The 12637-nt window shown below is 67.0% G+C and carries 12 protein-coding genes; 10 read left to right on the plus strand and 2 right to left on the minus strand.

The window, feature by feature from the left end:
* Window positions 1–49 precede the first annotated feature (49 nt).
* The 3 genes from ITJ43_RS00105 to ITJ43_RS00115 all read left to right on the plus strand — a co-directional run bounded on the left by ITJ43_RS00105 (window position 50) and on the right by ITJ43_RS00115 (window position 4558).
* Window positions 50–1837: an ABC transporter family substrate-binding protein gene (locus ITJ43_RS00105; protein ID WP_194581067.1), complete on the plus strand. Its 1788-nt coding sequence runs from the start codon at window positions 50–52 to the stop codon at window positions 1835–1837.
* A gap of 193 nt (window positions 1838–2030) precedes the next feature.
* A complete protein-coding gene (locus tag ITJ43_RS00110; protein ID WP_194582364.1) occupies window positions 2031–3500 on the plus strand; it encodes an ABC transporter permease in 1470 nt (489 codons plus the stop codon).
* Window positions 3500–4558 (plus strand): ABC transporter permease, encoded by a 1059-nt coding sequence (locus tag ITJ43_RS00115; protein WP_194581068.1) that lies wholly within the window; start codon window positions 3500–3502, stop codon window positions 4556–4558. The genes ITJ43_RS00110 and ITJ43_RS00115 overlap by 1 nt, the downstream gene beginning before the upstream one ends.
* A gap of 11 nt (window positions 4559–4569) precedes the next feature.
* Here the strand turns inward: ITJ43_RS00115 and ITJ43_RS00120 are convergent, their stop codons facing one another.
* Window positions 4570–5178, minus strand: coding sequence for a hypothetical protein (locus tag ITJ43_RS00120; protein ID WP_194581069.1), 609 nt, complete (start codon window positions 5176–5178; stop codon window positions 4570–4572).
* Window positions 5179–5240: 62 nt separating this feature from the next.
* Between ITJ43_RS00120 and ITJ43_RS00125 the strand changes: the two genes are divergently transcribed.
* Entirely contained in the window at window positions 5241–6977 is a 1737-nt protein-coding gene (locus tag ITJ43_RS00125; RefSeq protein WP_194581070.1) for an ABC transporter ATP-binding protein, read from the plus strand.
* Window positions 6978–7084: 107 nt separating this feature from the next.
* Window positions 7085–8998 (plus strand): translational GTPase TypA, encoded by a 1914-nt coding sequence (typA, locus tag ITJ43_RS00130; RefSeq protein ID WP_194581071.1) that lies wholly within the window; start codon window positions 7085–7087, stop codon window positions 8996–8998.
* A gap of 118 nt (window positions 8999–9116) precedes the next feature.
* Here the strand turns inward: typA and ITJ43_RS00135 are convergent, their stop codons facing one another.
* Window positions 9117–9665: a helix-turn-helix domain-containing protein gene (locus ITJ43_RS00135; protein WP_194581072.1), complete on the minus strand. Its 549-nt coding sequence runs from the start codon at window positions 9663–9665 to the stop codon at window positions 9117–9119.
* 66 nt (window positions 9666–9731) lie between these two features.
* Between ITJ43_RS00135 and ITJ43_RS00140 the strand changes: the two genes are divergently transcribed.
* The 5 genes from ITJ43_RS00140 to dapC are packed head-to-tail and all read left to right on the plus strand — an operon-like array spanning window position 9732 to window position 12630.
* Complete coding sequence (locus ITJ43_RS00140; protein ID WP_194581073.1) at window positions 9732–10445, plus strand: AzlC family ABC transporter permease; 714 nt, start codon at window positions 9732–9734, stop codon at window positions 10443–10445.
* Window positions 10442–10756 carry an AzlD domain-containing protein gene (locus tag ITJ43_RS00145; RefSeq protein WP_194581074.1) on the plus strand — a complete coding sequence of 105 codons (315 nt, stop codon included), beginning with the start codon at window positions 10442–10444 and terminating at the stop codon, window positions 10754–10756. Before ITJ43_RS00140 ends, ITJ43_RS00145 begins: the two co-directional genes overlap by 4 nt.
* A 9-nt stretch (window positions 10757–10765) precedes the next feature.
* The gene (locus ITJ43_RS00150; RefSeq protein ID WP_194581075.1) at window positions 10766–11188 is read left to right on the plus strand and encodes a histidinol dehydrogenase; all 423 of its coding nucleotides are present in this window, start codon (window positions 10766–10768) and stop codon (window positions 11186–11188) included.
* A 9-nt stretch (window positions 11189–11197) separates the two neighbouring features.
* Entirely contained in the window at window positions 11198–11518 is a 321-nt protein-coding gene (fdxA, locus tag ITJ43_RS00155) for a ferredoxin (protein WP_194581076.1), read from the plus strand.
* Window positions 11518–12630, plus strand: a complete 1113-nt coding sequence (gene dapC / locus ITJ43_RS00160) for a succinyldiaminopimelate transaminase (protein WP_194581077.1) — start codon at window positions 11518–11520, stop codon at window positions 12628–12630. The genes fdxA and dapC overlap by 1 nt, the downstream gene beginning before the upstream one ends.
* The last annotated feature ends 7 nt before the right edge of the window (window positions 12631–12637 follow it).

The following is a 12637-nucleotide window of genomic DNA, read 5'->3' on the forward strand; positions in this document are numbered from 1 at the left end:
TGGGGGTTTTCTGCCCGCCCGCGCATCCATCCCTTACACAGGAGGAAAATTGAAGAAGTCACGCTGGGGAGCTCTTGCTGCGGTCACCGCGGCCGGCGCCCTCGCCCTGACGGGCTGCACGGCCAGCGGCGGCGGCAACGCCACCAACGCTGCGCCGACCGGCGGCACCGTCACCATGGCCATCGTGAACGACCTGACGTCGCTGAACAGCAACACGCCGCAGGGCAACCTCGACACGAACGGGCAGTACGCCTACCTGACCACGGGCGGTTTCCTCTACCCCGACAACAGCTTCAACGTCGTCAAGGACGACTCGTTCGGCACGTACGAGAAGACCTCGGACGACCCGCTGACCGTCAAGTACACGCTCAAGAAGGACCTCAAGTGGTCCGACGGTGAGCCGATCACCGCCGACGACATGGTGCTCGCGTGGGCGATCGCCTCGGGTCACTACGACGACGCGACCACCGACGCTGACGGCAACGTCACGACCGGCACGCAGTACTTCCAGATCGCCGGTTCGACCGCAGGCATCAACTCGACCGACTTCCCGGTCGTCGGTGATGACAACACCTCGATCACCCTCAAGTACGCCGAGCCTTACGTGGACTGGGACATCATCAGCCCGCTCGCACAGCCCGCGCACGTCGTCGCGAAGAAGGCCGGCCTGTCCAGCGCCGCCGACCTCACCAAGCTGCTCCAGGGTCTGCCGAAGGGCGACCCGAAGGCTCCCGTTGCCGTCAACGAGACGCTGAAGAAGGCTGCGGACTTCGTCAACACGGGCTACGACATCACGTCGTTCCCGACGGACAAGGACCTGCTGGTCACGTCCGGCCCGTGGATGCTGTCCGCGTGGACGCCCGGCCAGTCGCTCACCTTCGAGCACAACCCGAACTACAAGGGCAACCTCGCCCCGAAGATCGACAAGCTCGTCATGCGTGTGATCGGCGACGCCGCCGCGCAGGTGACCGCGCTGCAGAACGGTGAGGTCGACCTGGTCTACCCGCAGGCATCTGCCGACACCAAGAAGTCCCTCGAGGCCGTTTCCGGCGCCCAGGTCATCACCGGTGACCAGGTTTCCTACGACCACCTCGACCTGAACTTCGGTTCGGACGTCTTCAAGGACGCGAACGTTCGCGAAGCGTTCCTGCTGACCATTCCTCGCCAGCAGATCCTCGATGCGATCGTCACGCCGGTCAACCCCGACGCCAAGGTCCTCGACTCGCAGCTGTGGCTGCCGAGCCAGTCGGACTACGCGAACACGATCAAGCAGAACGGTTCGGACAAGTACGACCCGTCGAAGCTGGATGACAACATCGCCAAGGCCAAGGAACTCCTCGCAGGCAAGACGCCGACCGTGAAGATCCTCTACAACACCAAGAACCCGAACCGCGTGGACGAGTTCCAGGCGATCCAGTCCTCGGCGGCAAAGGCCGGTTTCCAGGTCGTGGACGGCGGTGACCCCAAGTGGTCCACGCTCCTGTCCGCGGGCAACTACGACGCGTCGCTGTTCGGCTGGATCTCGGCCGGCATCGGCACCGCGCAGATCCCGCAGCTGTTCGCGTCGGACGGCGGTGGCAACTACAACAAGTTCACCGCGGCCAACGACGATGCTGTGGCGACGCAGACCACCGTCGACAAGAGCAAGCTGACCGACCTCATGCTGTCGATCGACAAGACCGCCTTCACCGAGGGCTACGGTCTGCCGCTCTTCCAGGCTCCTGGCATCTACGGCGTCTCCAGCAAGCTGGACGGCGTGAAGTACATGGGCAACCAGACCGGTCCGGTCTGGAACAACTGGGAGTGGTCCGTCAAGCAGAGCACCAACACCAAGTAACACCCACGCCAGGGTGGCGTCTACGGTAGATCCCGAAGGCGCCACCCTGGCCCCTGTCTGTCAACCGATGGGACGGGCGATCGCAACCCGATGCCGCCGTCCCTTCGCCCGTCGAAGTGAGTGACCTTTGGTCGGTTTCATCCTCCGCAGGGTCGGGGTATCGATCCTCATCCTGCTTGCGGCATCCTTCGTGATGTTCAACCTCGTAGCACTGTCCACAGACCCGCTCGAGGATCTGCGTAGCTCCAACAACCCGAACAAGCAGCAGCTGATCGAGGCACGCATCCAGCTCGCCAACCTCGATGTCGCTCCGCCGCTGCGTTGGGCGATGTGGGTGGGCGGTGCGGCGAAGTGCCTCATCCCGTTCGCCAACGCCTGCAACCTGGGCACCACATTCCAGGGCGCGCCCGTGACCGAGGTGCTGCCCATCGCCATGGTCTCCACTGTTCAGATGGTCACGGCGGCGTTGCTGCTGGCCATCCTGTTCGGCATCTCGACCGGCATCCTCTCGGCTCTTCGTGAGAACAGCGGCTTCGACGTGTCGTTCACTGTCCTCAGCCTGTTCCTCTACTCGCTGCCGTCCTTCCTCGCGGCAGCTCTGCTGAAGAACTTCGTCGCGATCGGCTTCAACGACTTCCTCCAAGATCCCCTGATCCCGATCGTCGTGGCGATCATCGTCGGGATCGTGGTGGCACTCATCGTCCAGGCCGTCGTCGGCGGCGATGCTCGGCGCCGGTTGACCTCCGGAGGTACCAGCTTCGTCCTCACCGCCGGCCTTCTGATCTACATGAGCGCGACCGGCTGGTTCCTCACTCCCGGCTTCGGCCCGGTCGGCGTCATCCTGCTCTCTGCGGGGGCCGCCCTCGGTGTCACGGTGCTCATCGCCGGTCTGCAGCAGCGTCGGGCCCTCCTGACAGCCGGCATCGTCGCCGTCATCGGCATCGTGTGCTATTTCGCCCTCCAGGGTCTGTTGGACGTCTCGACGTTCTGGACGATCGCCATCCTGTTCCTCATCGCTCTGGCTGTGGGGCTGGCGGCCGGCTACCTCGTCGGTGGCGACGACCGGTCCCAGAACATGCGCATCGGCATCCTCGTCGCGGTGATCGTCAGCATCATCATTCTGATCGACCGCTTCATGCAGTCGTTCCCCGGCTACATGGATGACATGAACGGCCGACCGATCGCGACGGTCGGATCCTCGACGCCCGGATACGACCCCGGCAACATGTGGCGGGTCGGCCTGGACGTCTTCTTCCACCTGCTGCTGCCGACGATCTCGCTGCTGACGATCTCGTTCGCGGGCTACACCCGCTACGCTCGCGCCGGCATGATCGAGGTGCTCAGCCAGGATTACGTCCGCACGGCGCGTGCCAAGGGCATGCCTGAGCGTGTCGTCGTGGTCCGCCACGCCTTCCGCAACGTGCTCATCCCGATCACCACGCTGGTGGCGACCGACCTGGGCGGCCTTCTGGGTGGAGCGATCATCACGGAGTTCATCTTCGCCATCCCCGGTATGGGCGCCCTGTTCCAACGCTCGCTCGGACCAGGTGACCTCTATCCGGTGATGGGGTACTTCATCGTCATCGCCTTCATGGCCATCCTGTTCAACTTCCTTGCCGATCTCGCATACGCGGCACTCGACCCGAGAGTGAGGGTCCGCTGATGTCCAGCACCATCTCCGAAACCCCCGGCGACGTCGAGGAGCGCTCGGTCAGCCAGAGCCGCATCATCTGGCGACGGTTCCTCTCGCAGAAGGTCGGCTTCATCGCCGCCATCGTCCTGCTCGCCATCGTGGCCTTCGCGACCAGTGCCGTCGGCCTCGGTCCGATTCCCGGCTGGTGGAAGTACAACTGGTACGACCTGTCGAACAGCGTCAATGGCGGCGAGCCGACTTTCAGCCTGTTCCCGTTCTCGCTCGGCGACCACCCGTTCGGGCAGGACCGTATCGGCCGCGACTACTTCGCCATGACCATGCGGGGTATTCAGAACTCGTTCGTGGCCATGGTGCTCATCACCGGCATCGCTCTCGTGGTCGGCGTGACCGTCGGTGCCATCGCCGGCTACTTCCGAGGCTGGGTGGACGCCGTCCTCATGCGCCTCACCGACGTGTTCATCGTCATCCCCGCAATCGTCATCGCCGCGGTCGTCGGTAACTGGGCCGGCGCGGTCGGCGTCTGGGTGCTGGGTTCGATGCTCGGCTTCTTCAGCTGGATGGTCATCGCCCGTCTCGTGCGTGGCGAGTTCCTGTCGCTTCGCGAGCGTGAGTTCGTCGAGGCGGCACGCGTCGCAGGTGCATCGGACGCGCGCATCATCTTCCGTCACATCCTGCCGAACGCGACCGGCGTCATCATCGTGTCGGGCTCGCTGCTGGCGGCCGGTGCGATCCTCCTCGAAGCGGCCATCTCCCTGCTCGGCTACGGCATCCGCTCGCCTGATGTCTCGCTGGGTCTGCTCATCGGCGTCAACCAGTCGGCGTTCACGGTGCGTCCGTGGCTGTTCTGGTGGCCGGCGCTGTTCATCGTCATGCTCGCCCTCTCGGCGAACATCTTCGGCGACGCGCTGCGCGAGGCGTTCGACCCGCGCAGCCGCCGGTTCTCCCGCCGTCGCACGAAGGACCGGGCGGCGGGCATCGAGCCCGACGTCGCACCTCCGACATCGTTGATGGATGCCGCGGCTCAGAACCCTCGCACCGGTACGCCGACCCTGCAGGATCCGGAGTAAACCGGATGCTGTCAGAGGTTCAGCAGCGCCGGGAACGTCGCGGCGGCCAGCAGCAGGGTCAGCGCGATCGCGCCGACGTGAACGCGGATGCGGGCACGGTCAGCGGCGGCGCGGCCGAGCGGAATCAGTTCGCGCTCGACGAGGTCGCGCCACACACCGCGAACGATGTACGCCGCGTCACCCGAATCGGTGCCGAGCGCGTCGGATTTGCGGAGCGCACCGCCCTCCTGGCTCGGGCCGAGGCTGTCACGACCACCGTGCGGCAGGGTCATCGCGCCGGCGGCCGGGGCGGCCGAGGAACGGAAGCGGCGGCGAGGTGTGACGACGGTCAGCGCGAATCGCGTATCGATGTCGACGACCATCGTCCACGGCACCACGACGGTCGCGTAGGGGTTGACGAGCGTGATGGCGGCGTCATCCCAGTGGATGCGCGGGCGCCAGAACAGTTCGCCGACCAGTGCCGCCAACAAGGCCAACGGCACCAGACCCCACAGCTGCTGAGGCGCGCGCGCCGCGCTCAGAGCCACGACCAGAGCCGCGCCCCCCGCTACGCACACCCACGCACCGATGGAGATCACGGTGTTGGTGGTCGAACGATAGTGGCGAACGTCATCCGTCATTACCCCATCGTCGCACTCCGGACCACGAGTCCGATCGCACGCACAACAGAAGGAACCCGCCGATGAGAACGTCCCGCGGCATGTTGCCCACCACCGAGGCACACCAGCCGGAGCGCGGCCCCGTGCTCGAGGTCACCGACCTCAATGTCGATTTCGGCGTCGACGGCTACTGGGTGCCTGCGGCGCGCCACGTCTCGTACACGATCGCATCCGGAGAGGTGCTCGCCATCGTCGGCGAGTCGGGCTCGGGCAAGAGCGTGTCGTCGATGTCGCTGCTCGGCTTGCTTCCCAAGAACTCCCGCGTCAGCGGCAGCGCGAAACTCGCCGGGCGCGAACTGATCGGCATGAAGCCGCGCGAGATGCAGGAGATCCGCGGCAACCAGATCTCGATGATCTTCCAGGAGCCGATGACCGCGCTCAACCCGGTGCTGACTGTCGGCTTCCAGATCGTCGAGACGCTGCGTCAGCACTTCGGCACCTCACCGGCAGAGGCCAAGGCGCGGGCGATCGAGCTGCTCACCTTGGTGGAACTGCCCGACCCGGTGAAGGCGTTCGATTCGTATCCCCACCAGCTCTCCGGTGGTCAGCGCCAGCGCGCGATGATCGCGCAGTCGCTGTCGTGCGACCCTCTGCTGCTGGTCGCCGACGAGCCGACGACGGCGCTCGACGTCACCGTACAGGCCGAGATCCTCGAGCTCATGCGCAAGCTCCAGGACCGCCTCGGATCGGCCATCTTGCTCATCACGCACGACATGGGCGTGGTCGCAGACATGGCGGACCGCATCGTCGTGATGCGTCAGGGTGACATCGTTGAGACGGGCGTCGTCGCCGATGTGTTCGCCGACCCGCAGCATCCCTACACTCAGGCCCTGCTCGCCGCCGTTCCGCGGATCACGACCGAAGACCTGCAGGCGCCCGAAGCGGCCAATCCGACGTCGCCCGTCGTCGTCTCCTTCGAGGACGTGGCGATCGAGTACCCCAAGCGCGGGCGCGTTCCCGCCTTCCGGGCTGCCGACCACATCGACCTGAAGATCTACCAGGGCGAGGTTCTCGGCCTGGTGGGGGAGTCCGGGTCGGGCAAGACCACGATCGGGCGCGCGACCATCGGTCTGCTTCCCATCCACTCCGGCCGGCTGCAGGTGGCGGGGATGGACATCTCCAAGGCATCGCGCGACGAACTGCACGCGTTGCACCACGAAGTCGGCATCGTCTTCCAGGACCCGTCGAGCTCGCTGAACCCGCGCATGACGATCGGCGACTCGATCGCCGAGCCGATCCTGCTCTCGGAGAAGATCAAGGGCGCGGCACTCGACAAGCGCGTTCGCGCGTTGCTCGACTCGGTGCGCCTGCCGCGGGAGTACGCGTCGCGCTATCCCCATGAGCTCTCGGGCGGCCAGAAGCAGCGTGTCGGCATCGCGCGTGCGCTCGCTCTCAACCCGAAGGTGCTCGTCGCCGATGAGCCCACCAGCGCCCTCGACGTCTCGGTCCAGGCGACGGTGCTCGAGCTGCTGAAAGACCTGCAGCGCGAACGTGGTTTCGCGTGCCTGTTCATCAGCCACGACTTGGCCGTGATCGATGAACTCGCCGATCGGATCGCGGTCATGCGCCACGGTGCGCTGGTCGAGGTGGGAAGTCGTGACCAGATCATGCGCCGCCCGCAGCAGGCCTACACGAAGCGCCTGCTCGCCGCCGTGCCGGTGCCCGATCCGACGGTGCAGCGAGAGCGTCGCGACAAGCGCCTCGCCGACCTTGCAGCCGGTGTCGATGCCGACGAGGTGCCCGGCGGCACGACCGCGTAGGCGGGATTGTAGGGCCTGGAGGCGGGGGCGGAGAACGCCACGGCATCCGGCTTGTAGAATGGGAGGCGCTCTGCTCGGAGCGTCTCCCTTTCTCGTTAGGTCATTTCATGGCGCACGCCCTCCGTCCGGATCTCCGCAACGTCGCGATCGTCGCGCACGTCGACCACGGCAAGACCACGCTCGTGGACGCGATGCTGCGCCAGACCGGCTCGTTCGGCTCTCACGAGCACATGGAGGAGCGGGCGATGGACTCGAACGACCTGGAGCGTGAGAAGGGCATCACGATCCTCGCCAAGAACACGGCGATCACCTACAACGGCATCCACACGGAGGTGCCCGTGACGATCAACGTCATCGACACTCCGGGGCACGCCGACTTCGGTGGCGAGGTCGAGCGCGGTCTGTCGATGGTCGACGGCGTGGTGCTGCTGGTGGATGCCTCGGAGGGCCCTCTGCCGCAGACCCGCTTCGTGCTGCGTAAGGCTCTCGAGGCCAAGCTGCCCGTGATCCTCCTGGTCAACAAGACCGACCGCCCCGACGCGCGTATCGCCGAGGTCGAGGAAGAGGCGCACGACCTGCTGCTGGGCCTCGCCGGCGACCTGGTCGACGATGTTCCCGATCTCGACGTCGACGCCCTGCTGGACGTTCCTGTCGTCTACGCGTCCGGTCGCGCCGGCGCGGCGTCGCGCAATCGCCCGGCGAACGGCGAGCTGCCCGACAACGACGACCTCGAGCCGCTGTTCGAGGCGATCCTCGAGCACGTTCCGGCTCCGGCCTACGACGACGAGGCGCCCCTGCAGGCGTGGGTCACCAACCTCGACTCCTCGCCGTTCCTCGGTCGCCTGGCGCTGCTGCGCGTCTTCAACGGCACGCTGAAGAAGGGGCAGACAGTCGCCTGGGTGCGCCACGACGGTTCGCACTCCAACGCACGCATCACCGAGCTGCTGAAGACCCGTGCGCTCGAGCGTTACCCCGCCGAATCAGCGGGCCCCGGTGACATCGTCGCCATCGCGGGCTTCGAGGACATCACGATCGGTGAGACCATCGCCGATCCTGAAGACGTGCGGCCGCTGCCGGCGATCACCGTCGACGACCCCGCGATCTCCATGACGATCGGCACGAACACCTCGCCGCTCATGGGCAAGGTCAAGGGCCACAAGCTCACGGCCCGCATGGTGAAGGACCGCCTCGACCGCGAGCTCATCGGAAACGTGTCGCTCAAGGTCGTCGACATCGGTCGTCCCGACGCCTGGGAGGTGCAGGGTCGTGGCGAGCTTGCTCTCGCGATCCTCGTGGAGAACATGCGCCGTGAAGGCTTCGAGCTCACCGTCGGCAAGCCCCAGGTTGTGACGAAGAAGGGCGAGGACGGAAAGGTCAAGGAGCCGTTCGAGCACCTGACGATCGATGCACCGGAAGAGTATCTCGGCGCGATCACGCAGCTGATGGCCGCCCGCAAGGGCCGCATGGACACGATGACCAACCACGGCACCGGCTGGGTGCGCATGGAGTTCGTCGTCCCTTCACGCGGACTCATCGGCTTCCGCAGCGAGTTCCTCACCATCACCCGCGGCACCGGAATCGCGAACGCGATCTCGCACGGCTATGACGACTGGGCGGGCCAGATCACGACGCGCCAGAACGGCTCTATCGTCGCCGACCGTCAGGGCGTCGTCACTCCGTTCGCCATGATCGCTCTGCAGGAGCGGATGAGCTTCTTCGTGCAGCCCACCGAAGAGGTCTACGAAGGCATGGTCATCGGCGAGAACTCGCGCGCTGACGACATGGACGTCAACATCACGAAGGAGAAGAAGCTCACGAACATGCGTTCGTCGACGTCCGACTCCTTCGAGTCGATGACGCCGCCGCGCATTCTCACCCTGGAGGAATCTCTGGAGTTCGCCCGCGACGACGAATGCGTCGAGGTCACCCCCGAGAAGGTCCGCATCCGCAAGGTCGTCCTCGATGCGACCGAGCGCGGTCGTTCCGCATCACGCGCCAAGCGCCAGGACGCCGGGGCCTGACCCCTCTTCTGTCTCGCGAGCCGCCACGTTTCGCTCGAGCCGCCACGTGGCGGCTCGTCGAATCGTGGCGGTTCGTGCTTTTCGGAGCGGCTCGCGGGAGGCTTGCGGGCGCGGGGGATCAGCGCACCTCGGAGATGAGGACGGCGGAGGTGTGGGGCTCGAGGGCTTCGAAGACGTGCGGCGCGTCGCCGCGATAGCGGAGGTAGTCGCCGGGGCCGAGTTCCACCGGCGCGTCCGTAGGCCCGACGAGGGCGGCTCCCGCGACGAGCACCACGTGCTCGACCGTTCCGGCGGCATGGGGCAGCGACGACCGCGGCGCCCCGGGTTCGGCGCGGAGCAGATAGAGATCGCTCCGCGATTGCGGCGCTCCGGCGGCGAGCAGCAGCGCTTCATACGGTGCGCCGCTGGCGCGGATGCCGCCGCCGTCGCGGGCGCGAATGAGCGTCGGTGGGTCGTCGAGTTCCTCGACGAAGACGGCGAACGGCACGCCGAGTGCCGTCGCGATGGCCCACAGTGTTTCGACGCTCGGGTTCGCGGTGCCCGATTCGAGCTGTGAGACGGTGGCTTTGCCGACGCCGGCCCGTCGCGCCAGCTCAGACACGCTCAGTCCGGCGCGTGCGCGTTCGCGACGCAGGGCGTGGGAGATCCGGGGGCCGAGGGGGTCCATGTCGTTCAGTATTGCAAACGATTGTTCGGTTTGACGAACGCTTGCCGCGTCGTGATGATGGTGATCATGGATGCCGGTACCGAGCACAGGGCGGCTGAGCGGCGTGCCTGGCGTGACGGCGTCGGTGTTGCACTCGCGACGAGCGCCTACGGAGTCTCGTTCGGTGCGCTGGCCGTGGCATCCGGGCTCGACGTTTGGCAGACCTGCGTACTGAGCCTGCTGATGTTCACGGGAGGGTCGCAGTTCGCGTTCGTGGGTGTGATCGGGGCGGGCGGGCTCGCAGCGGCTCCCGCGGCCATCGCGTCGGCCGCGCTGCTCGGTACCCGCAACGTCGCGTACGGGCTCCGCATGGCGCCCGTGGTCGGAACAGGTTGGCGTCGCGTCTTCGCACCCCACGTGACGATCGACGAATCGACCGCGGTGGCGCTCGCCCACGACGAGCCGAAAGCCCGACGGATCGGGTTCTGGGTCACCGGCATCGGGATCTATCTGGGCTGGAATCTCTCCACCCTCGCCGGAGCCCTCCTCGGAGACGTCCTCGGCGACCCGCGGACGTACGGATTGGATGCCGCGGCCGCGGCCGCCTTTCTCGCGCTTCTGTGGCCGCGCCTGCGGCGTCGCCAGGCGATCGCGGTCGGCGTCGCTGCGGCGGTGGTTGCCACCGTGCTCACGCCTGCGTTGATGCCGGGCATTCCGGTGCTCGCCGCCGCTGTCGTCGCGCTCGTTGTGGGATGGACGAACCTGCTCGGCCCGAAGCGGGCCGCGAGGAGGAACGCGTGACACTCTGGACAGCGGTGCTGGCCTCGTCGCTGCTCTGCTTGGCGCTGAAGGCTCTGGGGTACCTGATCCCGCCGCGCTGGATCGAGGCGCCGCGCGCGCAGAGGTCGGTCGATCTCCTCACGGTTGCCCTCCTCGCCGCTCTCGTCGCGGTGCAGACCCTCGGTGTGGGACAGCAGATCGTGGCCGATGCGCGCGTGCCCGCCGTGATCGTCGCGGCCGGACTGCTGGTGCTGCGCGCACCTTTCCTCGTCGTGGTGATCGCGGCGGCGGTCGTCGCCGCTCTTCTGCGGGCGTGGGGGCTGGCGACGTAGACTCGCGGGGTGAGAATCGCGCGCATCGGCACGTGGGTCGTGTCCGTCGTCATCGGCCTCGTCTACGGCGCCGCGGGCACGATCGGGCAGGCGGCGATGTGGGGGCCGATTCCCGTCGGCCTTCTGGTCGCGGTCATCGGGACGGCGGCGCTTCTCATCGCCGTCCGCCTGCTCACTGAGGATCGCTGGGCGGGCCTCGCCGCAGGCCTCGGGGTCATGCTCACGATGCTGGTGCTGTCGGGACGCGGACCCGGGGGATCGGTCGTCGTGCCGGCTCCGGCCGACGGCGCGCTGTCGACCGGAGTGGTGTGGACGTTTGCGGTTCCGGTGCTCGTGGCGATCGTGGTGGCGTGGCCGCGGCTCTCGGCGACGGTACGGAACCCTGAGGCAGGCACGGCGCCGCTTCGCGACGGGAACACAACCACGAACTAGACTCAGGGGGTGACATATGTGATCGCCCTGCCTTGCGTGGATGTGAAAGACCGTGCGTGCATCGACGAGTGTCCCGTCGACTGCATCTACGAGGGGGAGCGCTCGCTCTACATCCACCCCGACGAGTGTGTGGACTGCGGAGCGTGCGAACCCGTGTGCCCGGTGGAAGCGATCTACTACGAGGATGACCTGCCGGCCGAGTGGCAGGACTACTACACGGCGAACGTCGAGTTCTTCGAAGACATCGGTTCGCCGGGCGGCGCCGCCAAGGTCGGCGTCATCGCGAAAGATCACCCCGTGATCTCGGCGTTGCCCCCACAGGCACACTGATGGCCGTTCGGGATCTCGACGACTACCCCTGGGATGCCGTCGCGCCCTACGCCGCGCGGGCCAAGGCGCACGTCGACGGGATCGTCGATCTCTCGATCGGCTCTCCCGTCGACCCCACGCCAGGCGTCGTCGCCGCGGCGTTGCGAGACGCGACGGACGCCCACGCCTACCCGTTGACCATCGGATCGCCCAAGCTGCGTGAAGCGATCGCCGGCTGGTACGCCCGCCGCCGCGGAGTGCCGGGGCTCACGTCCGCCGATGTGCTGCCTACGATCGGCTCGAAGGAGCTCGTCGCGCTGCTGCCCCTTCTGCTCGACCTCGGTGTCGGCGACGTCGTCGTGCACCCGCGCGCGGCGTACCCGACCTACGAAGTGGGAGCGAAACTGGTCGGCGCCACGCCGCTCGCGTCGGACGATCCGGCCGAGTGGCCCGCGCAGACGCGACTGATCTGGCTCAACACACCCGGCAATCCCGACGGACGGGTGCTCGACACCGAACAACTGCGCGCCGCGGTCGAGCGCGGTCGCGAGCTGGGTGCGGTCGTCGTCAGCGACGAGTGCTACGCCGAGCTGGGCTGGGACGGTCGCTGGGCCACCGAAGCGGTGCCGAGCGTGCTCGATCCTCGCGTGGTCGGCGACGACCGCGCGAGCGTGCTGTCGGTGTACTCCCTCAGCAAGCAGTCGAACCTCGCCGGCTATCGTGCGGCATTCCTCGCCGGTGACCCCGCGCTCGTCGCCCGGCTCCTCACCGCCCGCAAGCACCTCGGACTCATGCTCCCCGCTCCCGTTCAAGCAGCGATGGCGGTCGCGTTGAACGATGACGAGCACGTCGCCGCACAGAAGGAGCGCTACCGCTCACGTCGTGATGTGCTGCGCCCCGCGCTCGAAACCGCCGGGTTCCACATCGATCACTCCGAGGGTGGACTCTACCTGTGGGCCACCGAGGGAGTGGATGCCTGGGAGAGCATGGATCGTCTCGCCGACCTCGGCATCCTGGCTGGGCCTGGACACTTCTACGGATCTCACTTTCCGCAGCACGTGCGGTTCTCCCTGACTGCCAGCGACGAGCGCATCGCCGCCGCCGCGCGCCGTCTGCGCGCGCGAAACTCGTAGCTTTCCT

The sequence above is a fragment of the Microbacterium sp. VKM Ac-2870 genome (assembly GCF_015350795.1).
Taxonomy (GTDB): Bacteria; Actinomycetota; Actinomycetes; order Actinomycetales; family Microbacteriaceae; genus Microbacterium.

Bases quoted from the DNA above. Each gene is read 5' to 3' on its own strand.
- ITJ43_RS00110 (WP_194582364.1), top strand. From the start codon at position 2,031: ATGTTCAACCTCGTAGCACTGTCCACAGACCCGCTCGAGGATCTGCGT.
- ITJ43_RS00115 (WP_194581068.1), top strand. From the start codon at position 3,500: ATGTCCAGCACCATCTCCGAAACCCCCGGCGACGTCGAGGAGCGCTCG.
- ITJ43_RS00120 (WP_194581069.1), bottom strand. From the start codon at position 5,178: ATGACGGATGACGTTCGCCACTATCGTTCGACCACCAACACCGTGATC.
- ITJ43_RS00125 (WP_194581070.1), top strand. From the start codon at position 5,241: ATGAGAACGTCCCGCGGCATGTTGCCCACCACCGAGGCACACCAGCCG.
- typA (WP_194581071.1), top strand. From the start codon at position 7,085: ATGGCGCACGCCCTCCGTCCGGATCTCCGCAACGTCGCGATCGTCGCG.
- ITJ43_RS00135 (WP_194581072.1), bottom strand. From the start codon at position 9,665: ATGGACCCCCTCGGCCCCCGGATCTCCCACGCCCTGCGTCGCGAACGC.
- ITJ43_RS00140 (WP_194581073.1), top strand. From the start codon at position 9,732: ATGGATGCCGGTACCGAGCACAGGGCGGCTGAGCGGCGTGCCTGGCGT.
- dapC (WP_194581077.1), top strand. From the start codon at position 11,518: ATGGCCGTTCGGGATCTCGACGACTACCCCTGGGATGCCGTCGCGCCC.